The sequence below is a fragment of the Streptomyces coeruleofuscus genome, from assembly GCF_039532725.1.
GTDB classification, from domain to species: Bacteria; Actinomycetota; Actinomycetes; order Streptomycetales; family Streptomycetaceae; genus Streptomyces; species Streptomyces coeruleofuscus.
In genome coordinates this window covers 662,688-686,917 of sequence record NZ_BAAASE010000004.1, presented here as the reverse complement: position 1 = coordinate 686,917, position 24,230 = coordinate 662,688, and the positions used below count along the sequence as shown (strand labels likewise).

Annotated in this window: 24 protein-coding genes and 1 riboswitch; of the genes, 8 read left to right on the top strand and 16 right to left on the bottom strand. The window is 69.6% G+C overall.

Features of this window, described 5'->3' with window-relative positions; all coding sequences use genetic code 11:
- The first annotated feature begins 297 nt into the window (after window positions 1–297).
- From ABFX81_RS18470 to ABFX81_RS18450, 5 genes are all read left to right on the top strand, one after another.
- Complete coding sequence (locus tag ABFX81_RS18470; RefSeq protein ID WP_346138334.1) at window positions 298–1,062, top strand: GntR family transcriptional regulator; 765 nt, start codon at window positions 298–300, stop codon at window positions 1,060–1,062.
- A 142-nt stretch (window positions 1,063–1,204) separates the two neighbouring features.
- Complete coding sequence (locus tag ABFX81_RS18465; RefSeq protein ID WP_086848588.1) at window positions 1,205–1,471, top strand: DUF3311 domain-containing protein; 267 nt, start codon at window positions 1,205–1,207, stop codon at window positions 1,469–1,471.
- Entirely contained in the window at window positions 1,468–3,096 is a 1,629-nt protein-coding gene (gene mctP, locus ABFX81_RS18460; RefSeq protein ID WP_086848586.1) for a monocarboxylate uptake permease MctP, read from the top strand. Before ABFX81_RS18465 ends, mctP begins: the two co-directional genes overlap by 4 nt.
- A 185-nt stretch (window positions 3,097–3,281) precedes the next feature.
- Window positions 3,282–3,406, top strand: a riboswitch (cobalamin riboswitch).
- A gap of 121 nt (window positions 3,407–3,527) precedes the next feature.
- Window positions 3,528–5,885, top strand: coding sequence for a ribonucleoside-diphosphate reductase subunit alpha (locus ABFX81_RS18455; protein ID WP_346138333.1), 2,358 nt, complete (start codon window positions 3,528–3,530; stop codon window positions 5,883–5,885).
- Window positions 5,885–6,910 (top strand): ribonucleotide-diphosphate reductase subunit beta, encoded by a 1,026-nt coding sequence (locus ABFX81_RS18450; protein WP_086849723.1) that lies wholly within the window; start codon window positions 5,885–5,887, stop codon window positions 6,908–6,910. Before ABFX81_RS18455 ends, ABFX81_RS18450 begins: the two co-directional genes overlap by 1 nt.
- Here the strand turns inward: ABFX81_RS18450 and ABFX81_RS18445 are convergent.
- Window positions 6,823–7,065 carry a hypothetical protein gene (locus ABFX81_RS18445; protein WP_086849729.1) on the bottom strand — a complete coding sequence of 81 codons (243 nt, stop codon included), beginning with the start codon at window positions 7,063–7,065 and terminating at the stop codon, window positions 6,823–6,825. The two genes, ABFX81_RS18450 and ABFX81_RS18445, sit on opposite strands and share 88 nt — an antisense overlap.
- Before the next feature lie 93 nt (window positions 7,066–7,158).
- Between ABFX81_RS18445 and ABFX81_RS18440 the strand changes: the two genes are divergently transcribed.
- Complete coding sequence (locus ABFX81_RS18440) at window positions 7,159–8,121, top strand: helix-turn-helix domain-containing protein (protein ID WP_086849721.1); 963 nt, start codon at window positions 7,159–7,161, stop codon at window positions 8,119–8,121.
- Window positions 8,122–8,133: 12 nt separating this feature from the next.
- Here the strand turns inward: ABFX81_RS18440 and ABFX81_RS18435 are convergent, their stop codons facing one another.
- The 14 genes from ABFX81_RS18435 to ABFX81_RS18370 form a co-directional block, all read right to left on the bottom strand.
- Window positions 8,134–9,504, bottom strand: a complete 1,371-nt coding sequence (locus tag ABFX81_RS18435; protein ID WP_086849719.1) for a bifunctional albaflavenone monooxygenase/terpene synthase — start codon at window positions 9,502–9,504, stop codon at window positions 8,134–8,136.
- Window positions 9,501–10,586: an epi-isozizaene synthase gene (gene cyc1, locus ABFX81_RS18430; RefSeq protein ID WP_086849717.1), complete on the bottom strand. Its 1,086-nt coding sequence runs from the start codon at window positions 10,584–10,586 to the stop codon at window positions 9,501–9,503. Before cyc1 ends, ABFX81_RS18435 begins: the two co-directional genes overlap by 4 nt.
- A 294-nt stretch (window positions 10,587–10,880) precedes the next feature.
- Window positions 10,881–11,531: a peptide deformylase gene (gene def, locus ABFX81_RS18425; RefSeq protein WP_086849715.1), complete on the bottom strand. Its 651-nt coding sequence runs from the start codon at window positions 11,529–11,531 to the stop codon at window positions 10,881–10,883.
- A 126-nt stretch (window positions 11,532–11,657) separates the two neighbouring features.
- Window positions 11,658–12,638 (bottom strand): tetratricopeptide repeat protein, encoded by a 981-nt coding sequence (locus ABFX81_RS18420; protein ID WP_086849727.1) that lies wholly within the window; start codon window positions 12,636–12,638, stop codon window positions 11,658–11,660.
- Between the two features lie 116 nt (window positions 12,639–12,754).
- Entirely contained in the window at window positions 12,755–14,002 is a 1,248-nt protein-coding gene (locus tag ABFX81_RS18415) for an HD-GYP domain-containing protein (protein WP_346138331.1), read from the bottom strand.
- Entirely contained in the window at window positions 13,999–15,330 is a 1,332-nt protein-coding gene (locus ABFX81_RS18410) for an HD-GYP domain-containing protein (RefSeq protein WP_346138330.1), read from the bottom strand. The genes ABFX81_RS18415 and ABFX81_RS18410 overlap by 4 nt, the downstream gene beginning before the upstream one ends.
- Window positions 15,331–15,483: 153 nt before the next feature.
- Window positions 15,484–15,795: a mycothiol system anti-sigma-R factor gene (gene rsrA / locus ABFX81_RS18405; protein ID WP_086846632.1), complete on the bottom strand. Its 312-nt coding sequence runs from the start codon at window positions 15,793–15,795 to the stop codon at window positions 15,484–15,486.
- A complete protein-coding gene (sigR, locus tag ABFX81_RS18400; RefSeq protein ID WP_086846661.1) occupies window positions 15,792–16,478 on the bottom strand; it encodes an RNA polymerase sigma factor SigR in 687 nt (228 codons plus the stop codon). The genes rsrA and sigR overlap by 4 nt, the downstream gene beginning before the upstream one ends.
- Before the next feature lie 256 nt (window positions 16,479–16,734).
- Window positions 16,735–17,391 carry an alpha/beta hydrolase family protein gene (locus ABFX81_RS18395; RefSeq protein ID WP_428837196.1) on the bottom strand — a complete coding sequence of 219 codons (657 nt, stop codon included), beginning with the start codon at window positions 17,389–17,391 and terminating at the stop codon, window positions 16,735–16,737.
- 10 nt (window positions 17,392–17,401) lie between these two features.
- Window positions 17,402–18,217: an SOS response-associated peptidase family protein gene (locus ABFX81_RS18390; RefSeq protein ID WP_086846637.1), complete on the bottom strand. Its 816-nt coding sequence runs from the start codon at window positions 18,215–18,217 to the stop codon at window positions 17,402–17,404.
- A 131-nt stretch (window positions 18,218–18,348) separates the two neighbouring features.
- Window positions 18,349–19,227 carry a transporter substrate-binding domain-containing protein gene (locus ABFX81_RS18385; protein WP_086846639.1) on the bottom strand — a complete coding sequence of 293 codons (879 nt, stop codon included), beginning with the start codon at window positions 19,225–19,227 and terminating at the stop codon, window positions 18,349–18,351.
- Window positions 19,228–19,253: 26 nt separating this feature from the next.
- A complete protein-coding gene (locus tag ABFX81_RS18380) occupies window positions 19,254–20,042 on the bottom strand; it encodes an ATP-binding cassette domain-containing protein (protein ID WP_086846641.1) in 789 nt (262 codons plus the stop codon).
- Window positions 20,039–20,833, bottom strand: coding sequence for an ABC transporter permease subunit (locus ABFX81_RS18375; RefSeq protein WP_086846643.1), 795 nt, complete (start codon window positions 20,831–20,833; stop codon window positions 20,039–20,041). Before ABFX81_RS18375 ends, ABFX81_RS18380 begins: the two co-directional genes overlap by 4 nt.
- Complete coding sequence (locus ABFX81_RS18370; protein ID WP_086846645.1) at window positions 20,830–22,035, bottom strand: amidohydrolase; 1,206 nt, start codon at window positions 22,033–22,035, stop codon at window positions 20,830–20,832. Before ABFX81_RS18370 ends, ABFX81_RS18375 begins: the two co-directional genes overlap by 4 nt.
- A 117-nt stretch (window positions 22,036–22,152) precedes the next feature.
- Here ABFX81_RS18370 and ABFX81_RS18365 point away from each other — a divergent pair, with 117 nt between their 5' ends.
- Both ABFX81_RS18365 and ABFX81_RS18360 read left to right on the top strand, forming a co-directional pair.
- The gene (locus ABFX81_RS18365) at window positions 22,153–23,283 is read left to right on the top strand and encodes a DUF5937 family protein (RefSeq protein ID WP_086846663.1); all 1,131 of its coding nucleotides are present in this window, start codon (window positions 22,153–22,155) and stop codon (window positions 23,281–23,283) included.
- A gap of 159 nt (window positions 23,284–23,442) precedes the next feature.
- A complete protein-coding gene (locus ABFX81_RS18360; RefSeq protein WP_346138329.1) occupies window positions 23,443–23,949 on the top strand; it encodes an ATP-binding protein in 507 nt (168 codons plus the stop codon).
- Between the two features lie 48 nt (window positions 23,950–23,997).
- Here the strand turns inward: ABFX81_RS18360 and ABFX81_RS18355 are convergent, their stop codons facing one another.
- Window positions 23,998–24,198, bottom strand: a complete 201-nt coding sequence (locus tag ABFX81_RS18355) for a metalloregulator ArsR/SmtB family transcription factor (protein WP_346138383.1) — start codon at window positions 24,196–24,198, stop codon at window positions 23,998–24,000.
- Window positions 24,199–24,230: the final 32 nt, after the last annotated feature.

The window sequence follows — 24,230 nt, the reverse complement described above, 5'->3', positions numbered from 1 at the left end:
CAGGGATGCCACCGACCCCCCTGCTCCCCGAACGTGGGGCCAGGACCCTGGACCAATGGTGTAGACCAGTAGGGGGAGCTTGGACCAGACCTGTAGGCCTGTCAAGGGTCCGGAATGAGCTCTGACCAGCCGTTATGCGACCTACATATGCAGGAACCTTTAAGTAAGAACCCGGCGAAAACCCAGCCGGGCACGGCATACTCCAGGTAGACCACTTGGAGTTGTGGACTAGACCAAAAGCAGCGCCGACGGTATACAAGTGGGATCGTGTCGGCAGAGGAGCCGGGAAGGCGGAGCATGAGCACCGACATCAGCAGTGCGGAGAACGAGAGCGGGGCACCCGTCCGTACCGCACGCGTGCCCAAGTACTACCGCCTGAAGAAGCACCTGCTCGACATGACCGAGACCCAGGCGCCCGGCACGCCGGTCCCGCCCGAGCGCACACTGGCGGCGGAGTTCGACACCTCGCGCACGACCGTGCGCCAGGCGCTCCAGGAGCTGGTCGTCGAGGGCCGGCTGGAGCGCATCCAGGGCAAGGGCACTTTCGTCGCCAAACCGAAGGTCTCGCAGGCGCTGCAACTGACCTCCTACACCGAGGACATGCGCGCCCAGGGCCTCGAACCCACCTCGCAGCTCCTGGACATCGGCTACATCACCGCCGACGACCGCCTCGCCGGGCTGCTCGACATCACGGCCGGCGGGCGGGTGCTGCGCATCGAGCGGCTGCGCATGGCAAACGGCGAGCCGATGGCCATCGAGACCACCCACCTGAGCGCGAAGCGCTTCCCGGCCCTGCGCCGGTCCCTGGTGAAGTACACGTCCCTCTACACCGCGCTCGCGGAGGTCTACGACGTCCATCTCGCGGAGGCCGAGGAGACCATCGAGACCTCGCTGGCCACCCCGCGCGAGGCCGGCCTGCTCGGCACGGACGTCGGCCTGCCGATGCTGATGCTCTCCCGTCACTCACTGGACCGGGACGGACAGCCGGTGGAGTGGGTGCGGTCGGTGTACCGCGGAGACCGGTACAAGTTCGTGGCGCGTCTGAAGCGGCCTCAGGAGTAAGGCGCTCGGGGTGGTGCGACCGCTGCTGAGCTCGGTTTCTTTTGGGTACCGCATTGCGGACGAGGGGTTCCGTTCCCGCCGCACCCTGACCTAGATTGCCTGCGCATTGCACAGGTGATCACTGAGGGGACGGAGCCGCCTGATGTCGCAAGCCCCAGAAGCCGGCAGAGGGGCGACGGTGACGCCGATGCGCGTCGTCATCGCTCTCTGCCTGATAGCGCCCTTCGTGGCCATGTTGTGGGTCGGCTCGTACGCCAAGACCGACCCGGCCTTCATCGGGATCCCGTTCTTCTACTGGTACCAGATGGCATGGGTCCTGATCTCCACCGTGCTGACGATGATCGCCTACACGTTGTGGCAGCGTGACCAGCGCGCCCGTTCTGCCGCGAAGGGCGGTGCGTCGGAGTGAAGGACGGCGTGAACGGCGTCGCACTCGCCGTCTTCATCTTCTTCTTCCTGCTCGTCACGGTCATGGGCTTCCTCGCCGCGCGCTGGCGCAAGGCCGAGAACGAGCACAGCCTCGACGAATGGGGCCTGGGCGGCCGGTCGTTCGGCACCTGGGTCACCTGGTTCCTGCTCGGCGGCGACCTGTACACGGCGTACACCTTCGTCGCCGTCCCCGCGGCGATCTACGCGGCGGGAGCGGCCGGCTTCTTCGCCGTGCCGTACACCATCCTGGTGTACCCGCTGATCTTCACGTTCCTCCCCCGCCTGTGGTCGGTCTCGCACAAGCACGGGTACGTGACGACGTCCGACTTCGTGCGCGGCCGATTCGGCTCCAAGGGCCTCTCGCTGGCCGTGGCCCTCACCGGCATCCTCGCGACGATGCCGTACATCGCGCTCCAACTGGTCGGCATCCAGGCCGTGCTGGACGTGATGGGCGTCGGCGGCGGCGAGAACACCAACTGGTTCATCAAGGACCTGCCGCTGCTGATCGCCTTCGGTGTGCTGGCGGCGTACACGTACTCCTCGGGTCTGCGGGCGCCGGCGCTGATCGCGTTCGTGAAGGACACCCTGATCTACATCGTCATCGCGGTGGCGATCATCTACATCCCGATCAAGCTGGGCGGCTTCGACGAGATCTTCGCCAAGGCCGGCGAGGCGTACGGTCAGACCAACCCGGCGACGGGCGCGCCGCGCGGTGCGCTGGTGCCGCCGGAGGCGGGGCAGTGGACGTACGCCACGCTGGCGCTGGGCTCCGCGCTCGCGCTCTTCATGTATCCGCACTCGATCACGGCGACGCTGTCCTCGAAGAGCCGTGAGGTGATCCGCCGCAACACCACGATCCTGCCGCTGTACTCGCTGATGCTGGGCCTGCTCGCGCTGCTCGGCTTCATGGCGATCGCGGCCGGGATCAAGGTGCAGAACGGTCAGCTGGCGATCCCGCAGCTGTTCGAGACCATGTTCCCGGACTGGTTCGCGGGCGTGGCCTTCGCGGCGATCGGCATCGGCGCCCTGGTCCCGGCGGCCATCATGTCCATCGCGGCCGCGAACCTCTTCACCCGCAACATCTACAAGGACTTCATCAAGCCCGACGCCACGCCCGCCCAGGAGACCAAGGTCTCCAAGCTGGTCTCCCTGCTGGTGAAGGTGGGCGCGCTGGCCTTCGTCCTCACCATGGACAAGACGGTCGCCATCAACTTCCAGCTCCTCGGCGGCATCTGGATCCTCCAGACCTTCCCGGCCCTGGTCGGCGGCCTGTTCACCCGCTGGTTCCACCGCTGGGCGCTGCTCGCGGGCTGGGCGGTCGGCATGGTCTACGGCACGGTCGCGGCGTACGGCGTCGCCTCCCCGACCCAGAAGCACTTCGGCGGCTCGTCGAAGGAGATCCCGGGCATCGGCGAGATCGGCTACATCGGCCTCACGGCGTTCGTCCTGAACGTCGTCGTCACCGTCGTCCTGACCTTCGTCCTCAAGGCGCTGAAGGCCCCCGAGGGCATCGACGAGACCAAGCCGGAGGACTACACGGCGGACGCGGGCGACCCCGGCGTCCAGGTGGAGCTTCCGCCTGCCACGGCAGGGACCAGTCACTGAGCGACCAGGACCAGCCACCGTACAACCCGCAGCGGGCCGCCGTGAGAAGGACCACGACGGCCCGCTGTCGTGCGCACGCACCGTGGACACAGCGATCCGGGTCACTCTCCTCACCTACGAGTTGACGCTGCGAAACCATCGCGACACTACATCTAGGGGTGCTTTCTCCACCCGGCACAAGATGTATGCTCATGCTCGCTGTCGCCGCAGGGGAATCCGGTGCGAATCCGGAACTGTCCCGCAACGGTGTACTTGTGCGTGTTCGCGCACAGGCTTCAGTCCGAGGACCTGCCGACAGCGCACCCGGCCGTCCGGCCGGTGTGCCTGACGTCCGGGCCTCGTGGAATGGGCCGGTGGACGCGACGCCGCGTGCGCTCGCGTGCTGCCCCCTGCCCTGCGAGGCCCCCGTGCCGAGCGAGGGAGAGCCCCACGTGACCATCGCGCCAGCCGATCCGGTCTCAGCCGCCGAAGAAGAGCAAGACGGTCCTGGTGCCGCGCTGCTGCGGACCCTGACCGAGCTGACCGCCGACCTCCCCGACGCAGACCCCGGCCGGGTCGCCGCCGCCGCGCTGCGCGGCCGGTCCGCGCGGGCCGACGAGTCGGAGTTGCGCGAGCTGGCGACGGAGGCGGCCGCCGGCCTCATCTCCGAGGACCCCGCCTACTCCCGGCTGGCCGCGCGCCTGCTGACGATCGGGATCCGCGCCGAGGCCGCCTCACAGGGCGTCACCTGCTTCACCGAGTCCGTCGCGGTGGGGCACCGGGAGGGCCTCATCGCCGACCGGACCGCCGAGTTCGTGCGCGTCCACGCCGCCCGCCTCGACGCCCTGGTCGACACGGCCGCCGACGACCGCTTCGGCTACTTCGGCCTGCGCACGCTGCACAGCCGCTATCTGCTCCGGCACCCGATCACCCGCAAGGTGATCGAGACGCCCCAGCACTTCATGCTGCGCGTCGCCGCCGGTCTCGCCGAGGACGACACCCGCCGCTCCGCCGACGAAGTCGCCGCGCTCTATGGGCTGATGAGCCGGCTCGACTACCTCCCCTCCTCCCCCACCCTCTTCAACTCCGGCACGCGGCACCCCCAGATGTCGTCCTGCTACCTGCTCGACTCCCCCAAGGACGAGCTGGACTCGATCTACGACCGGTACCACCAGGTGGCGCGGCTGTCGAAGCACGCCGGCGGCATCGGCATCGCGTACTCCCGCATCCGTGCGCGCGGTTCGCTGATCCGCGGCACCAACGGCCACTCCAACGGCATCGTGCCGTTCCTGAAGACCCTCGACGCCTCGGTCGCCGCCGTGAACCAGGGCGGCCGCCGCAAGGGCGCCGCCGCGGTCTACCTGGAGACCTGGCACTCCGACATCGAGGAGTTCCTGGAGCTGCGCGACAACACCGGCGAGGACGCCCGCCGTACGCACAACCTGAACCTCGCGCACTGGGTGCCCGACGAGTTCATGCGGCGCGTGAACGCCGACGCGCAGTGGTCGCTGTTCTCCCCCTCGGACGTGCCCGAGCTGGTCGACCTGTGGGGCGAGGAGTTCGACGCCGCGTACCGGGCGGCCGAGGCGAAGGGTCTCGCGAAGAAGACCCTTCCGGCCCGGGAGCTGTACGGCCGCATGATGCGCACCCTCGCGCAGACCGGCAACGGCTGGATGACCTTCAAGGACGCCGCCAACCGCACCGCCAACCAGACCGCCGAGCCGGGCCACGTCGTCCACTCCTCCAACCTCTGCACGGAGATCCTGGAGGTCACCAGCGACGGGGAGACGGCGGTCTGCAACCTGGGGTCGGTCAACCTCGGCGCGCTCGTCGACCAGGCCGGCGGGGACATCGACTGGGAGCGGCTGGACGAGACCGTCCGCACCGCCGTGACGTTCCTCGACCGGGTCGTGGACATCAACTTCTACCCGACCGAGCAGGCGGGCCGTTCCAACGCCAGGTGGCGTCCCGTCGGCCTCGGAGTCATGGGCCTCCAGGACGTCTTCTTCAAGCTGCGCCTGCCCTTCGACTCGCCCGAGGCCAAGGCACTCTCCACCCGCATCGCCGAGCGGATCATGCTCGCCGCCTACGAGGCCTCTGCCGAACTCGCCGAACGCAACGGCCCGTTGCCGGCCTGGGAGAAGACCCGTACGGCCGAGGGCGTGCTCCACCCCGACCACTACGACGTGGAACCGACCTGGCCGGAGCGCTGGGCCGCCCTGCGCGAGCGCATCGCCGCGACCGGCCTGCGCAACTCGCTGCTCCTCGCCATCGCGCCGACGGCCACGATCGCCTCGATCGCCGGCGTGTACGAGTGCATCGAGCCGCAGGTGTCCAACCTGTTCAAGCGCGAGACGCTGTCCGGTGAGTTCCTCCAGGTCAACTCCTACCTGGTGCAGGAGCTGAAGCGGCTCGGCGTGTGGGACGCCCGCAGCCGCGAGGCCCTGCGCGAGGCCAACGGCTCGGTGCAGGACTTCGCCTGGATCCCCGAGGACGTGCGCGCCCTCTACCGCACGGCGTGGGAGATCCCGCAGCGCGGCCTGATCGACATGGCGGCGGCCAGGACCCCGTACCTGGACCAGTCTCAGTCCCTGAACCTCTTCCTGGAGACGCCGACCATCGGCAAGCTCTCCTCGATGTACGCCTACGCCTGGAAGTCCGGGCTGAAGACGACGTACTACCTGCGCTCGCGCCCGGCGACCCGCATCGCCCGCGCCGCCCAGGCCGCTGTCCCCGCGCAGGCCACCCCGGACCCCGAAGCGGTCGCCTGCTCCCTGGAAAACCCCGAGTCCTGCGAGGCCTGCCAGTAATGACCACCCAGAACCTTCTCGACCCCGGCTTCGAACTGACTCTCCGCCCCATGCGCTACCCGGACTTCTACGAGCGCTACCGGGACGCCATCAAGAACACCTGGACCGTGGAGGAGGTCGACCTCCACTCGGACGTCGCCGACCTCGCCAAGCTCTCCCCCGCGGAGCAGCACCTGATCAGCCGGCTGGTCGCCTTCTTCGCCACGGGCGACTCGATCGTCGCGAACAACCTGGTGCTGACGCTGTACAAGCACATCAACTCCCCCGAGGCCCGGCTGTACCTGAGCCGCCAGCTCTTCGAGGAGGCCGTCCACGTCCAGTTCTATCTGACGCTCCTGGACACCTACCTCCCCGACCACGACGACCGGGCGGCGGCCTTCGCGGCCGTCGAGAACATCCCCTCCATCCGCGAGAAGGCCGAGTTCTGCTTCAAGTGGATGGCTGCATTTGATGGAACAGAAGAGGTCGACCAGCTCGACCGGCTGGAGACGCAGGCCGACCGCCGCCGTTTCCTGCTGAACCTGATCTGCTTCGCCGCGTGCATCGAGGGCCTGTTCTTCTACGGTGCCTTCGCGTACGTGTACTGGTTCCGCAGCCGGGGCCTGCTGCACGGTCTGGCCACCGGCACCAACTGGGTGTTCCGCGACGAGACGATGCACATGTCGTTCGCCTTCGACGTGGTCGACACCGTCCGCAAGGAGGAGCCGGAGCTGTTCGACGACCAGCTCCAGCAGCAGGTGACGGACATGCTCCGCGAGGCCGTCGAGGCCGAGCTCCAGTTCGCGCGCGACCTGTGCGGGGACGGCCTCCCGGGCATGAACACCGAGTCGATGCGGCAGTACCTGGAGTGCGTCGCCGACCAGCGGCTCACCCGCCTGGGCTTCGCTCCGGTGTACGGCTCCGAGAACCCCTTCTCCTTCATGGAGCTCCAGGGGGTTCAGGAGTTGACCAACTTCTTCGAGCGGCGGCCCTCCGCGTACCAGGTGGCGGTGGAGGGCACCGTCGACCTGGACGAGGACTTCTGAGCCGCCACGCCTTCGCGGATCTCCTGGGCCTCCCTGATCTGACGGTCGACGCGCCGGTCGCGCACGATGCCGATCACTGACGGGAGGACCAGGAGGACCAGCGTCCCGAGTACGAAGATCATTGCGATGAGTGTCTGCGTCTGGTTCGTGTCCATGGACACCACTGTCGCGCCGATGACTCCTTACCGTCAGTGGCAGTACTGTCGTAGACCCTCGAATTACTGCCACTCGCGAGGCACACTGGAGGCATGCTCCAGAACGTGGCCGTCATCCTCCTCGACGGCGTGAACCCCTTCGAACTCGGTGTGGTGTGCGAGGTCTTCGGCACCGACCGCAGCGACGACGGACTGCCGGTCTACGACTTCGCCGTGGCCTCGGCCGAGGGCCCGGCACTGCGCATGAACTCGGGCGTCTCACTACAGGTGGAGCACGACTTGGAGCGGCTGGAGACGGCCGATCTGATCGCGGTGCCGGCCGGGCACAGCTACGCGTCCCGTGAGTTCCCGCCAGAGCTCCTGGACGCCCTGCGGCGTGGGGTCGCCCGCGGCGCCCGGGTGCTCAGCGTCTGCTCGGGCGCCTTCGTGCTGGCCGCTGCCGGGCTGCTGGACGGCCGCCGCTGCGCCGTGCACTGGAAGCACGCGCAGGACCTGGCCCGAAAGTACCCCCGGGCGGTCGTGGAGCCGGACGTGCTCTACGTCGACGAGGACCCGGTGATCACCTCCGCCGGCACGGCCGCCGGCATCGACGCCTGCCTCCACCTGGTGCGCAAGGAGCAGGGCTCCGAGGTCGCCAACAAGATCGCCCGGCGGATGGTGGTGCCGCCGCACCGCGACGGCGGGCAGGCCCAGTACATCGAGCGTCCGCTGCCACGCTCCGAGGCCGACACGATCGGCGAGGTGCTGGCGTGGATGGAGCGGCACCTCGACGAGGAGGTCACCGTCGAGCAGCTGGCCGCGCGCGCCCACATGTCCCCGCGCACCTTCGCCCGTCGCTTCCAGCAGGAGACCGGGACGACTCCCTACCGCTGGGTCCTGCGCCAGCGCGTGCTGCTGGCCCAGCGGCTGCTGGAGGCGACGGACGAGACGATGGACGCGATCGCCGGTCGAACAGGGTTCGGCAACGCGGCCACACTGCGCCACCACTTCGTCCGGGCGGTCGGGACGACGCCGAACGCCTACCGGCGCACGTTCAGGGGCCCGGAGGCGGCCTGAGGCCAAGGGCCCTCACCTCACCACCGGCCGCACCCGCAGGTCGTGCGGCCGCAGCGTGATGCCGACGCGCGTGCTGTCGTTCGAGCCGGCCACCTGCTCGAAGCGGTACCTGGTGGCCAGCGCCGCCGTGATCAGCGTCAGCTGCGCCATCGAGAAGTGGTCGCTCGGGCACTTGCGGTTGCCCACGCTGAACGGGCTCATGGCGTGCTTCGGGACGTCCTTGACCCGGTCCGGAAGCCAGCGGTCGGGGTCGAACTCCAGGTGCCGGTCGTACGACTTCGCATCGCGCTGGATCGCGTACGGGCTGTAGACGATGTCCGCCCCGGCCGGAATCCGGTATCCGCCGAGTTCCGTGTCCCGCACCGCCCGCCGCGTCAGAATCCACACGGCAGGACTCAAACGCATGGACTCGACGACGACATTGTTGGTGTGCCTGAGCCCCCGGACGTCTGCGAATGCCACCGGCCTCCCACCGGTGACGGCTTCTACTTCGTCGCGCACCCGGTCCGCCTGTTCAGGGTGTTCCGCGAGCATATGCAGCAGCCACATGATCGTGGAGGCGACGGTTTCGCTGCCGGGGGTGAGGATCGCGACGACCTGGTCGTGGATCTCCTGTTCCCCGATGGGGTCGCCATTCTCGTCCGTCGCCTCCAGCAATGCCGTCAGCAAATCGTCCGGCTTTTGACCGGATGCGCGGCGCTCGGCGACGATCTCGTCCACCAGGAGACGCAAATCGGCCAATGCCCGGTTGAATTCCCGGTTGGCCGGGAGCGGCAGCTTGTACAGCGGTCCGAGCGGCACCACCATCCGCCGGTACATCCCGCGGAAGACGGTGGCGAGCGCGACGCACAGCCGCTCCGCCCGCTCGTCCATGTAGTCGCCGCGCAGCAGGCAGCGGGCCGCGATGCGCACGGCCACCCGGAAGGACTCGGACGTGCAGTCGATGGTCTGACCCGGCTTCCAGCGCTCGGTCAGAGCGTGCGCCTCCTCCTCCATGATCGGCCCGTAGGCCGGGATGGCGTCGAGCCGGAAGGCGGGCTGGATGGTGCGCCGCTGGCGCCGGTGCCGCGGGCCGTTCGCCGTGGCCACACCCTCCTTTCCGAGCAGGCCCTCCAGGGACTCCCACAGCGGCCCGGCGATGATGAAGTCGTTGCTCAGCGCCAGCGCGCCGGTGAGCGCCGGGGTGGTGACGGCGTACACCGTCTTCGGTCCGAGTTTCAGCCGGACCACGTCGCCGTGGTCGCGCAGCCGGGACATGAACGCCAGCGGGTCGCGCACCAGCTTCCAGCCGTGCCCCAGGACGGGGACACCGCCGCCGGCCCGGGGCGGTTCGCGCAGCTCCGGAACCAGGGGGGCTTCAGGCTTCACAGACTCGACGGTCATTTCTCACCTGCCGCTTCGTTGTTGACGTACGGGGGCGTGGACCGGTCGTCCCAGCTGTCGACCATGTACCGGCCGGACTCGTGATGGAACCAGTAGACGGAACTGAACCAGTTCCGCATATTGCTCAGACAGGCCCGCACGGCGGCGCTGAGTTCTTTTCCCCGCACGGTGCCGTCGGCGAGGCCGTCGGCGAACCGTAATGCTTCCTGTTCGACGTCGAGGAATTCCGTGATGCAGTTCTCCACACGGCTCCTGACTTCCGTGACCGCCTGTTCCAGCGTCATCCGCTCATGGGTGATGAGACTGATTCCAAGATTGTGCACCTCGTCGCCCGCTATTTCCTTCGGAAGTGAGCAGAGGTCGTTGTACCAGGCGGCGAAGTCCTGGCTCAGCAGCGCGGCCCGCCGATATGCCGGGTGTTTCCGTATGGTGTCGGGCAATTCGCATCCCGCGGCCGACTCCAGCAGATCCGTCCAGATCCAGTGGGCGAAGGTGAGCCGGCGCAACCGGAGGTACTCCTCGACCGTGGGCACGATTCCGCGGGTGCGATTGCGGAACTCCCGGTCGTACGCGTCGATCACCTCGTGGAAGTGCCGGGCGAACCGGAGGTTCCACGTCCCCGGCAGAAAGGCGTACAGCCGCAGCACGCTGTCCGCGAACCCGGCGACCAGTGGGTCCTCGTGGTGCAGGTGCTCCCCGGGGGAGTCGAGGGCCGAGTGCAGTCGGTCCCGCAGCCGCCGCCAGGCGACCGGACGGCCGTGCACGATGTCGCGGTCGTGACGGTCGTCCCAGACGAAGAACCAGGCGCTGTAATCCGCGATCGCCTGCATGACCTCGTCGGAGGCGCCGATGTAGTACCCGGCCATGAGGTCGGTGTAGCACAGGCCGTCGGCATATTCCTCCACCTTGTCCGCAGGCATGAGCCGCTTTTCGAGCAGCCAGGCCCGGGTCTTCTCCTGGCACTTCGGCCAATACGGGTGGAGTTGCCGGGGAAACGCCGCCTCGATCACCGGAAGGGAGAGCGACGGTGGAACCGCGATGGTGGTCGGTGTCGATGTGGTGCCGTGTGACAAAGCATGCACGAACTAACCCCTCTCAGCCGCCAGTTGGCGCGGGCGCCCCTCCTTCCGTGCCGGGCGTGCGCCGTTGCATACCCCGCTCCCTCCATTCAGCACTACAACTGACCGTTCTGGGAACGCATTTGCTTCATTCACTACCCCAAGGGCCGGGAACCTCCCGCTGCGTGACTGGTACCGGATCACCAGGAGAGCAGAAGCGATCGAACGTGCGACGGACAGGCGAACGGCGCAGACGAACGGCGTCTGTCCGGGACGGGAATCCCGGACAGACGCCGTGCGCCTGGTGATCGTGAGGTCTCAGTCGTTCGCGACGACGGGGTACCGGGGCTCGTTCTCGGCCATCTGCCGCAGCGCGTCCTTGCGTTCCCGCTTGGAGAGGCGGTCGATGTACAGGTAGCCGTACAGGTGGTCGGTCTCGTGCTGCAAACACCGAGCGAAGTACCCGGTGCCGCGCACCCGGATCGGGTTGCCCTGCTCGTCCTGCCCGGTCACCTCGGCGTAGTCGGGCCGGGCGAGCGGGGCGTACGCGGTGGGCACCGACAGGCAGCCCTCGTTGCTGTCGTCCAGCCGGCGCTTCTCGGCGGGCAGTTCGACGAGCTTGGGGTTGCAGACGACGCCGGTGTGCCGGGCGCCCTCGTCGTCCGGGCAGTCGTAGACGAAGACCTTCAGGTCGACGCCGATCTGGTTGGCGGCCAGGCCCACGCCCTCGGCGGTGCGCTGCGAGGCGAACATGTCCGCCACGAGTTGCTGGAGCTCGTCGCCGAAGTCGGTGACGTCCTTGCACTCCTTGTGCAGCACCGGGTTCCCGACCACCGTGATCGGCCGCGAGGTCCCCCGCTCCCGCCAGGCCGCCTCGCGCTCCTCGCAGTCCTCCGTGTCGATCACGTACCCCTCGTCATCGACGGGGAGCACGCCCGCGCGCTGCTGATCGGTGTCCTGCTGAGCCATGACGTTACGTACGCCTTCCTGAACAAATCCAAGCTGGGATGCTGATACAGGGTACGGGGCGGGCGTCCCTTCAGGGGCCGGGGAACTGCGCGAACGGCCACGACGGCGCCGCCCCCGACAACGGATCTAGCAGACCTCTTCCAAATCCCGCCAATCCCGAGAATCCGGACTGTCAGCGACCCACCCGTCCAGCAACCCCCGAACCAGCGAAGCCGGCGCAGCCAACCCGCACTCCCGCTCGGGAACCCACAGCTGCCCGTCCGTCCGATGCCCCAGCGGCCCGGGATGCCCCGGCTCACTGTGATCGTGCGGATCGAGATGCTCCCCGTCCCCCTCGTCGGACGGCATCCGTGACTCGGAGCACATCCGGCACAGCAATCGCACCGAAGAAGACCAGTCCTCCGCGGCGAACCCGGCGTCCGCGGCGAGCTGCTCCAGCGCGTCCCGGTCCGACTCGGTCGCGGCCTCCAGCAGCACCACCCAGGTCGGCACCGGCGACGGCGCCCACAGCTCGATCTCGTCGAACACCGGATAGGTGTGCCCGGCGGCCGTGGTCCGCTCCCCGTGCGGCACGCCGTCGTGCAGTACGACCTCACCCCAGCGCCGCCCCGACGACGGCAGCGGAATGGACAGCACCTCGATCCGCGCGGGATCCAGCCGCCGCCCCCACACGACCTCGGCCTCCCCCTCCGGGGACAGCCGCACGGCCGCGCTGCCGAGGTCCATGCCGACGGGCTCGCCGGAGTCGTTGGGCGGCCCCGGCACCCGCAGCCCGTAGGCCTGCCAGGCGCGCCGGGCCAGCGGCCAGTCCTGGAGGGCGGTCGCGGCGATGCCGACGTTCCACCAGTCGGGCGCGCCGGTGTCCCGGTCGAGCAGCGCCACGGCCCTGAGCCCCGCCGCCCGCGCCTGCTCCCAGTCGTGCCGGAACTTGTGCAGCAGGGCGAGGTTGAACCAGGACTCGGACAGCCAGGGCTCCAGGTCGGCGGCACGTGTCAACAACGCGCCGGCGTCCTCGTACCGGCCGTCGCCGATGAGAGTGAACGCCCGGTCTGTGGCCTGCCGCCAGGAGGCGGAGGGCCGGTTCCGTCCCTTGCCGAAGATCCTCACGATTCCCGCCTGCCAGTTCCGTGCGGTGGGCTGGCCGTAGCTGTGTTTCGAGCCCCCGGACACCTTCTTCTCGCATCCAACCACGTACGGCCTCCGGGGCGCTCATTACCCATGGGTTACCCAGTCACGGGCAAGGTCAGACTGCTTCTTGCCAGTACCCGGGCCAGCGATTCCACCACCTCCGGGGCGTACTCCCCGGCGGTGGCGAGCCGGAGTTCCTCCAGCGCCGTCAGCGGTCCGCCGGGACCACCTTCCCGGGACTTCTCCTCGTACGCGTTCACGGCCCGGACGATCCGCGCGGCGAGCGGCTGCTCCGCGTAGGGGTCGGCCTGCCGCTCCACGACCACGGCGACCGCCTCGTCGACGCCCGTCTGCCGTACGACGGCCCCGCCGAGCAGCGCGATCCGCCGCTGTTCCGCGGCGGGCAGGCCCGCGGTGGCGCCCGCCGGCACCGGGTCGACGAGGCTCAGCTGTCCGATGTCGTGCATGAGCGCGGCGTACTCCAGGACGGCCAGCTCGGGCTCGGTGAGGCCCAGGTCACGCCCCACAGCCTGGCTGAGCGCGGCGACGCGGCGGGCGTGCCCGCAGGGGGTGTACCCGGCGACCTCGGTGGCCCGTGCCAGGGAGGCGATGGTCTGCCGGTAGGTCGCCCGGACGGCGGCGTAGCGGCGGAACGACATCTGCGCCAGCAGCAGCGGCACGGAGAAGACGGGCAGCGCCCACAGCCCCACGACGGCGACCGCCAGGGCCATCACCGCGCCGGTCGCGATGACGGCGGAGCCGATGCCGAACACGGCCCGCAGCTCGTCCCGCAGCACCGGCCCGAAGGGCCAGCCGGTGCGGGAGTGGGCCAGCGCGGCGGCGAGCACCGCGTCGCACAGCGCGGTCAGGGACAGCAGCGCGAGCAGCAGCAGCGCGTAGGCGGGGCCGCCCCAGTCGTCGAACATGCCCCGGTTGTAGGGGGGCTGGAAGCACACGGCGACGAACCCGGCGGTGAGCACCCGGCGCGCCAGATGGTCGAGCGTGGGTCCCTGCCCGCGCGCCACGTGCGGCACGCTGCCGAGCAGTGAGGCGGCCAGTACGACGGCGACGACCTGGGCGAGGCCGTGGTGCGTGGCCCTCCCGCCGGCCTCGCCGAGCAGCGCGTACGACAGGGCCGCGGCGGCCCCGAGCGGCGCCGGCTCCCTGACCTGCGCCCCGTTGCGCCGGGCGAGTTCCCCGACGGTGACGAGGACGCCGAAGGCGAGGGCGACCCGGCGTTCCTCCAGCCCGTCGTAGAGGGTGACGGCGAGGGAGCCGGCCGCGAGGAGGGCGGCACAGCCGTGGACGAGGGTGAAGAGCGGCGGCGGGCGGTACGCGCTCACCGGTGTGCTCCCGGCCGGCTGGAGGCGGGTGCGCCGGGCGGGGGAACCCGGGGCGGGCCGATGTCGTCGGCGGTCACGGCGGGGCGCCACCCGGCCCGGCCGACGGCCTCCACGAGAGCCGTGACCATCACCGGGTCGAACTGGCTGCCGGAGCACCGCTTCAGCTCCGCCAGGGCGACCGCGACGGGCCGGGCCCTGCTGTAGCTCCGTGTGGAGGTCATGGCGTCGAAGGCGTCCGCGACCGCCACGACCCGGGCGGATTCCGGAATCTGACTGCCCATCAGGCCGTACGGGTACCCGGTGCCGTCCAGTCGTTCGTGGTGGTGCAGCACGGCGGCGCGGGCCTCCCCGAGGAAGCCGATGCCGCGCACCATCTCGTGCCCGTACTCGGGGTGCAGCTCGATCACCCGCCGCTCCTCGGGCGTCAGCGGCCCGTCCTTCCTGAGCAGCCGGGTGGGGACGCCGAGCTTGCCGACGTCGTGCAGGATCCCGGCGAACCGGAGCACCTCGACGCGCTCGTCGTCCATGCCCAGCTCGCGCGCGATCATCATGGAGGCGTGCCCGACGCGCTCGCTGTGGCCGCGCGTGTAACCGTCCTTGATGTCGACGGCCTGGACGAGCGCCCGGATGGTCGCCTGGTGGGCGGCCCGTTCCCGGTGGTACTGCGCGAAGGCCCACCAGGAGACGCACATCGGCAGCAGCACGAGCAGCGCGGCCACCGGACCGTACGGGCTGCGCCACAGCACGGCCATCATCAGCCCGGCCAGCCCGTGCACGGCGATGGGCGCGAGGGAGCGCGACACCAGCCCCCGCCAGGCCCGCCGCACCGGCACCCGCTCGGCGACGGCCAGGATCCCGCCGTCCAGCAGCGCGAGCACCAGGCAGAACGCCAGCACGGCCGCCCCGGCCGGCCCGAGCGCGTAGGGCACGTCGCCCGCGGCGACCGCGTCCCGCCCGCCGAGCGCCCTGTGCACCCGGGCCGCGGCCCACACGCCGAGGACGAGCTGGGCGGCCCGCCAGACCCGGCGCAGTGCCACGGGCCGCTGCTCGACGTGCGAGAGCAGCGCACCCGGCACGGCCACCAGGGCGGCGGCGGGCGCGGGCAGCAGGAAGGCACCGGCGAGCAGCACGGGGTAGAAGGTCCCGGCCGGATGGGAGATCCCGACGAACCGGGACCGGGCGACGCGCTCGCAGCCCGCGTACAGCGCGGCGAGCAGGGCCACGGCCCACCAGGGCGTACGGACGCCCGGCAACGGCAGCAGACAGAGGAGGGCGGCGACCAGGACACAGGCGACGTACGCACGTGCCCGCACCGGTACCGCTTCCATGCGCCCCTCCCCCGGCCGTCTCCGTCAGGCCCGGAGCCTAGGACGCCGATGGGGGGCTCCGCGGGCCGATAACCCGCGGATTAGCACGTTCGAGTGATGCGTTCGAGGATGACTACCCCTTTGCAGGCGGGGTAGTTGAAAAGCGCAGGAGTGTCAGGATTCCTGCGGCGTGGCAGGCGAGGCCGCGACGTCCTGCTCGGGGACGGCCTGGCCGGAGCGGATCAGCTCGATCCGCCCCATCACCTTGTCGCGCAGATCGCCCGGCACGTCGTCATGCCCGCAGCAACGCTTGACCAGCTTCTTCACGGCCTGCTCGAGCCCGTACTTCTCCAGACAGGGCGAGCACTCCTCGAAGTGGTGCTCGAACTTCACGCAGTCCGAGTCCGGCATCTCACGGTCGAGGAACTCGTAGAGATGATCGAGGATTTCGCTGCAATCCGTCTCGTGCGGCTCTCCGCAGCTCATGACCCCGAGCCTTTCGCTTCGTTCGACTCTCCGGCGCCGGCCGGGACCATCCCGCGGTCACGGGCGTAGTCCTCCAGCATGCCGCGCAGCTGACGACGTCCCCGGTGCAGCCGGGACATCACCGTACCGATGGGTGTCCCCATGATGTCGGCGATCTCCTTGTACGCAAAGCCCTCGACGTCCGCGAGATACACGGCGATGCGGAACTCCTCGGGGATCGCCTGGAGCGCTTGCTTCACGTCCGAGTCGGGCAGGTGGTCGAGCGCCTGCGACTCCGCGGAGCGCAAGCCCGTCGACATGTGCGACTCGGCGCGGGCGAGCTGCCAGTCCTCGATCTCCTCGGCCGCGCTGCGCTGCGGTTCGCGCTGCTTCTTGCGGTACGAGTTGATGAAGGTGTTGGTGAGGATCCGGTACAGCCACGCCTTGAGATTGGTGCCCTCGCGGAACTGGTGGAAGGACGCGTACGCCTTGGCATACGTCTCCTGCACCAGGTCTTCCGCGTCGGCCGGGTTGCGCGTCATGCGCAGCGCGGCCGAGTACATCTGGTCGAGGAACTCGAGCGCGTCCCGCTCGAAGCGCGCGTTGCGCTCCGCGGCCGTCTCCGCGCCCGTGCCACCCTGGCCCTCGGGCTGCTCCGCCTGGCCGTGTTCGGTCCCTGCGTCGGTCCCAGTGACCGGACCCACCTCCTCCAGTGTTCTCGTGAGACCGAGACCGGTCTCACCCGAATCGGAGGATAGACGACGATCCGGTCCGCCCGCCGCCCGAACAGGGGCGGTCTTGGCCGCGTGCAGCACCGTCCAGTCCAGGTCGGCGCGGCTGCTGCGACTCGGGCAGAAGGTCGAACCCATGCGGCGGACTTCCTCTCCTACGGCGTCGGTGCTGGTCTCCAGCACGTACGTCCCGCACAACAGTGCTCACCGCCCCGGCATTCCCGAAGCTTTACCCGAGTGACCCGGTCCACTCCAGGACCGCGTCCGTGATGACCGCCACTGCCTCCTCCTGCGTGATCTCCGCGCGCTTGGGGACGGCGAAGCCGTGATCGCCGTACGGCACCTCGACGAGCTCGTAGGGCCCCTCGGGAAACTCCCCGGGCTTCCCGAACGGGTCGTTCCCTCCCTGCACGACCAGGGTGGGCACCCCGGAACCCAGCAGCTCGGCGGCGCGGGACTTCTCCGGCTTGCCTGGCGGATGGAGGGGGAAGCTGAGGGCGAGGACCGCGTGGGCGCCGAGCTCGGTGGCGGTACGGCAGGAGACCCGGGCCCCGGCGCTGCGGCCGCCGGACACGACCGGCAGGCCGGGCTCGGCGAGGGCGGGCCAGACGCCCCGCCAGCCGAGGTCCAGGGTCTTGGGCGCGGGCGCGAGCTTCTTCCCGGCCACTCGCCAGGGCTGTTCCACGCGGGCCACGGTGACGCCGTGGGCGGGCAGGACGGCGGCCAGGGCCCTCAGGTCGCGGGCCTCGATGCCGCCGCCGGCGCCGTGGCTGACGGCGAGGACCAGCCGGGCCTCTTCCGCCGTGTGCCAGGTGATTCGGGCGGGGCCGGCTTCGGTCTCGACGATCTCGCTCGCCGTGTTTGCCGCACCGGTCACATCGTTCACATCCGTCACATCAGAAGAGTGTGCCCTCTTCCGGCCCTTCCAGCTCCTTCAGCAGCTCCGGGCCGTTGTTGCGGACGTTGCTGACGGCCGTCGTGACGGGATAGGCGCGCATCATCCCAGCGGGCGGCGGGGCGAGCAGCCCGCGCAGGTCGTCGGCGTCCGTGCGGGACGGGTCCAGCCAGGCGTCCCAGCGGTCGGGCGTCAGCATCAGCGGCATCCGGGGGTGGATCTCGGCCAGGGCCCGCGGACCGTCCGCCGGGGACACCGCCAGCGGGCTTTCCTCGGCCTCGGTGGTGATGACGGAGCACGTCACCCACCAGGCCTGCGGATGGTCGTCCGGCAGCGTCTTGTCCCGCCAGAACTCGTACAGCCCGGCCATCGCGAAGACCGACCCGTCCGCCGGGGTCACGAAGTAGGGCTGCTTGCGGGGCCGCTTCTTCTTGCCCTCGACCTCCAGCTCGCGCTCCTGCGTGCCGGTGACCCACTCGTAGTAGCCGTCGGCGGGCAGGATGCAGCGCCGGGAGGTGAAGGCGCGGCGGTAGGACGGCTTCTCGTGGACGGTCTCCGCGCGGGCGTTGATCATCCGGGCGCCGCCCTCGGGGGTCTTCGACCAGGACGGGACGAGGCCCCACTTCAGCGTGCGCAGCTGCCGAACCGGGCGCGGGTCGTCCGCGTCTTTCAGAGGGCGGTCGAGGACGGCGTAGACCTCTTTGGTGGGCGCCACGTTGTAGTCGGGCTCCAGGGTCTCCTCGGGCTCCCACTTCTCGATCTCAAAGATTCCTGCGAGATCCTCTGGCCTACGACTCGCTGCATACCGTCCGCACATATGCAACCACCCCTCGACTTGCGCACACGCTTGATCACCCCGCCCCGGCCCCGCCATCGGGACACGTCCAAGAATGGCAGACGTGCTCGCGACCGGGGGCGCGGACCTTGGTCGGCACCCCCGCTGTCGTCTCAGTCGCGGGTCGGGGCCAGATCGGGGTGCTCAATGAGCTGCTGGGCCAGCTTGGGGCGTTCCATGATCAGGTCACGGGCGATGGGGTCGTGGAAGTATTTCTTGTAGAGCTTGATGTAGGTGCCGTCCTCGATCATCGCGTCGATCTGGGCGTCGATGTCCTTCAGCAGTTCCGGGTCACCGTCCTTGGGGAGTGGGAATGCGCTGCCCTGAAGGCTGTCGAATTCCACGGCGATGCGTATCGGTTGCTTCTTGACGTACTCGTCAGCGTCGGCGCCGCCGAGTACGACGGCCTCGACGCCGCCTGAGAGGAGTTGGGCGATGAGTGCGGTCTGGTCCTTGAACTTGACCAGATCGGCTCCGGACATCTCACGGTTGATGAACGTTTCCTGTACGGATCCGCTGACCGCGCCGACCCGCTTGCCGTCGAAGTCGGGCAGCTTGTTCTGCTTGCCGCCCTTGAGGGTGACGACATCGGTGAAGCCCCAGTAGTAGGGCGTCGTGAAGGCGACTTGCTTCTTGCGTTCGGGGGTGGCGCCGACGCCTGCGACGCCGATGTCGTACTGCCCGGCGGAGAGGCCGGCGAGGATGCCCTGCAGGTTGGTGGTCTTGTACTGGACCTTCACGCCGAGGCGCTTCGCGGACTCGTTCATCAGGTCGACGGCGAAGCCGCTCGGCTTGCCGGAGGCGTCGACGACGGCGAAGGGCGGCTGTTCGGCCTGGGTGGCGGCGGTGATCACGCCGGGCTGGACCAGCTTGTACCTGGGGGCCGTGGAATTCGCCGCCTCGATGCCCGAGCCGCAGGCGGTGAGCGCGAGCAGCAAGGCGGCGGCCGCGGTGCCGGCGAGCAGGGGTCTGCGAGTGCAGGAGAGGTGCATGGTCAGAGCTTTCTGCTGAGGAGGGTTCACAGGACCTGGTTGAGGAACTGGCGCAGCCTGGGGTGCTGGGCGCCTTCGAAGATCCGGTCCGGGGTGTCGATCTCGGAGATGCGGCCGTCGCACATGAAGGCGACGCGGTCGGCGGCCTCCTGGGCGAAGCCCATTTCGTGGGTGACGACGGCCATGGTCATGCCGCCTTGAGCGAGGTCGCGCATCACGGCGAGCACGTCCTTGACCAGTTCGGGGTCGAGGGCGGAGGTGGCCTCGTCGAAGAGCATGACCTCCGGTTCCATGGCGAGGGCCCGGGCGATGGCCACGCGCTGTTGCTGCCCGCCGGAGAGCCGGCTCGGCCGTTGCCGGGCGAAAGCCGCGAGACCCACCTCGTCCAGGTGACGCCGCGCGGTGGCGCGTGCCTGTTCGCGCGTCATGCCCTTGACCGAGGTCAGGGCGAGGGCGACGTTGCGCTCGACACTCATGTGAGGGAAGAGGTTGAAGTGCTGGAAGACCATGCCGATGCGGGCACGGGCGGCGTCGACGTCGGCGCCCGGCGCCGTCAGGCAGGTCTCGCCGAGCCGGATCTCACCCGCGTCGGGCCGCTCCAGCAGATTGAGACACTTGAGGAGCGTGGACTTGCCGGAGCCGGACGGCCCGATCAGGCACAGGGTCTCTCCGCGCTGGATGTCCAGGGTGATGTCCCGCAGGACGGTGGTGCGGCCGTAGCTCTTGCTGAGGGCGGTGACGCGCAGGGCGGCGGAGGTGGCGGGTGCCTCGGCTGCGGAGGACACCGGTCCGTCTCCGGTGGTCGTGGGGCTCATCGGCTCTCTCCTCCCGCGGCCTGGACCGGGGTCTTGGGCAGGTCGGGTTCGGCGGGTGCGGGAGTGCTCCCGGGGCGCGGGCCCTCGCGCAGTCGCCTGTCCAGGTAGTTCACGAAGTACGTCAGGGGGATGGTGAGGGCGAGATAGCAGAGGCCGGCCGCGATCAGGGGTGAGGAGTTGTACGTCCGGGCGACCTCTTCCTGGGCGATGAAGTACAGCTCGCGCTGCCCGACGGCCAGACCGAGGAGATAGACCAGGGAACTTTCCTTGATGTCCTTGACGAACTGACCGGCCATGGCGGGCAGCACCCGCCGGATGCCCTGGGGCACGACGACCAGGCGCATGGCCTTCAGGTAACCCATGCCGAGGCTGCGGGCGGCCTGCAACTGGCCGGTGTCGACGCTCTGGATACCGGAGCGGAAGATCTCCGCGGTGTAGGCACCGGAGATGATCCCGATCGCGAGGATCGCGTACCCGAACGGGTTGGTGCCGAAGGGACGGATGCCCGCGGCGGGCAGGCCCACGCCCACCAGCATCACCGTGATGATCACGGGCAGGCCCCGGAAGACGTCGACGTAGAGCCGTGCGGGCAGGCGCACCCACCAGCGTTTCGACAGCAGCAGCATGGCGGCCAGCAGCGCGATGGCGACGCCCAGGACGATGGCTCCGGCGGCGATGGTCAGGGTATTGAGGAGCCCCTCGGTGATGAGCCGGGGGAAGGTCTGGGCGATCAGGTCCCAGTTGAAGAACGTGTTGACCAGGGCGTCGGACGCGAGGGGCGAGGAGGTCATCGCGGTTCCTGACCATGAGCGGTGACGGACGTGGATGCCTGGAACTCGGCGCGGACCTCGTGAAGAAGGCGCGGATCCTCGAGCAGGTCCAGGACCAGTGCGGCCAGAGCGGTGGACATGGTCTCGACCGCGTCGTGGGCACGCTGACTGCGGGCGGCCTCGCGCATCCGGACGGAGTGCCCGGGGGTGTCGCGCGGACAGATCTGGAGATAGGGATGGATCACCGGCAGCGCCAGTGAGACATTGCCGATGTCGGAGGAACCGGCCGGATGCTGCTCAGACGGCGGTTCGAGTTCGAGCCCGAGACCGACAGTGTAGGCGGCGAGCCGATCGGCCATCACCATGTTGTTGTTGCGTTCGGTGTACCGGGGCGCGGTCTCGGCGTGGTCGACGGTGGTGCCGGTGGCCAGCGCGGCCCCGTCCGCGGCGGCGAGCACCCGCGGCAACAGGACGTCCAGGGCCGTGGAGGTGGCCTCACGGACGAAGATGTCCACCTCCGTGTAGTCGGGCACGACGTTGGGGGCTCCACCTCCACGTGTGACGATGCCGTGCACCCGGGCGGTCGGGGGCATGAACTGCCTTAGTGAGTCGACCGCCGTGAGGAACAGCTGTGCTCCGGCGGCAGCCGAGCGGCCCTCCCAGGGCGCCTTGGCCGCGTGCGCGGCGACCCCGTGGAAGCCGATCCGGAGGTGGCTGGCGGCGAGAGCGTGCCGGGCGCGCAGGCTGCGGTCCGCCGGATGGAACATGACTGCTGCGTCGACGCCCTGGAACACACCGCGCTCCAGCATCAGGATCTTGCCGCCGCCGCCTTCCTCGCCGGGGGTGCCGATCACTTGGAGAGTGCCGCGGTGCCCGGGGCGCGCGGCGGCTGCGGCGACGGCGGCTGTCAGCCCGCCGGCCGCGATGAGGTTGTGGCCGCAACCGTGGCCGATGCCTGGCAGCGCGTCGTACTCCAGGAGCACCGCGATCGTGGGGCCGTCCGAGGGCCCCCGGTGGGTCGCGGTGAACGCGGTCGGCAGACCGGCCACGTCCTTGTCCACCTCGAAACCCGCTACCGCCAGCCGGGCAGCGAGCTGCTCGACCGCGTAGTGCTCCTCGAACCGGGTCTCCGGCGTGCCGTGGAGATCGCGACTTAGCTGATCGAGCGCGGTCCGGCGCTCGTGCACTGCGGCACGAAGGTCGGCGGGGACACGAAGGGGCATGGCGACTCCGGGCTGGTCCTGTCGGGGTTGCCGGAACCGTAGGCGGTGGGGGAGGCCGTCCTTACAATGGTTGACGAGGGTGCGGTAACCAACGTGCTCGACGGGTCGGAGGTGGCCATGAGCGTCGTCCTCTCACTCGCCGGGGCAGGCCCCGCCCGGGTCCTGGCGGGCGCCTCGCAGCTCGCGGAGCTGACCGCCGCACTGCACGCCTATACGGAAGCCGAGCACCACCCCTGGGCGATGCGCTGGGCTCGCGGTCTGGAGACGGACAGGGACCGCGGTGACGCATCAGGGCAGAGCACGACGTCCGCCTCCGCCCTTACTCCGGCGCTGCGGCATCGCGTCAGGGAATGGGCGCCTCTGTGGGCCTCGTACCGGGCCCGCTACCTCCTCCCGCTGAGTGCGGCAGGAGACCGTACGCTCGCCGAGGAACTGGCGGACATCGAGAGCCTGCCGCTCCCGCTCTTCGCGGAACTGACCGGGTACGCGATCCGAGGCGGCAACTCCGGTAGCCCGCTGAATCGGGTTCTCCACGACGCTGGGCAGCGTGCGGGACTGCTGGCGGCGACGGAGCGCCGCTCCACCGCCCGGGCCGAGCTCGCGCGCAGGCTTCTGGACGGGCCGGATGCTCTGCGCGCGGATCTGCTCGACCTGCTGACCGGCATTGCCCTGGCCTTGGAGCCGGACCTCACCCGGGCCGAGCGGGCGATCAACGCTCAGCTGCCGAAGCTGCGCAAGTCGATGGAGCACGACGGGCCGGGCAGGACTCTGGCCGGTCTGGATCCCTCGGCGTCGTACCGCGACGAACCGCCACGCGTCGTCTTCGACAAGTTCCACCACGGAATCGTGAACGTCGCCACCACACCGGTGCTGGTGGTGCCGTCGGCCTTCGGTCACCCGCACCTGCTGGTGAAGCACGAGCCGGGTTTCGCGGCGGTGGTCCAGTACCCACTGCTCGTGGAGGGCGACGACCAGCCCGGCTACGCGGTCGTGCACCGTCGGCTCGAGGTGCTGTGCGATCCGGGCCGCCAACGCATCGCGCGTGCCATCGCGCGGGAACCACTCACCCCGTCCGAACTGGCCGACCGCGGCGGCATGTCCCTGCCCCAGGTCTCGCGCCACCTGGCGCGGTTGCGGGAAGCCGGCCTCGTCACGGTCGAACGTGACGGACGCCGCGCCTACTACCAGCTCAACCTCGAACGGGTACGCCGCATCGGCGACGACCTCCTGACCGCCTTGTTCCACTGACCGCGCCCAAGCGAGCGCGGTGGGCGCCGGGTCATGGGGAAGAGGAGCCGAGACTTGCCTGTACTGCGGCAAGCAACGCCGTCTTCGTCGGCAGGATTCGTAACGTGGCTGTCTCCGAGGGCTGTCCGCCTCCCGGACCAGCGAAGGAGTCCGAGCACCATGAACGTTCAGCACCGCAGTACCCGGTCCCTCCAGGTCCCCGTCCATGCCTGCGAAGTGCCTCTGGTCCGAAGATCCGTTCTCGACATCCTTCGGGAATGGGGGGTACCGGACGACGACGATGCCGCCCAGGCGGTACGCGTGATCGTCTCGGAGCTGCTGACCAATGTCGTTCTCCACGCGTCCGCGACCACGGCCGAAGCCCTCGTGGTGGTCGAACTGCTCGACGGCTCCTGGATCCGTCTGGGTGTGCACGACAGTCACCCCGCCTGCCCGTCACCCAGGGGGAGCGACGCCGACACGCCCCACGGCCGTGGCCTGTGGATCGTGCACGCGTTGCTCGAGGAGCTGAGCGGGGTCATGGTCATCGAGCGAACCGGCGACGGAGGCAAAACCATATGGGCCGTCCTGCCGCGCAGCGCGCACGAACAGATCGTGACGCCCGGTCAGGGCGGGCGAACGGGGCTTCCGCTGCCCGAGCTTCAGGCCGAGCCGTCGGCGGCGTAGCGGCTCACCCGCATCGGACCATGCCGCGATGAGGTCCTCGCGGCCGGCTCAGTGGTGCAGGCCGACCAGCAGATCAGGTCCGAGCCGTCCCATGGCTTCCGTGTTGAGCCCGTAGTACACAGCCGTCCCCTCACGATGTGTCAGGACGAGTCCCGCCTCCCGCAAATGCCGCAGGTGCCGCGAGACTTGAGGCGATGTCATCCCCAGCCGGGCGGCGAGCTCCGCCGTGGCCGCGGGGTGGCGCAGGATGTTCCGGCAGATCAGCAGTCATGTCGGGTCCG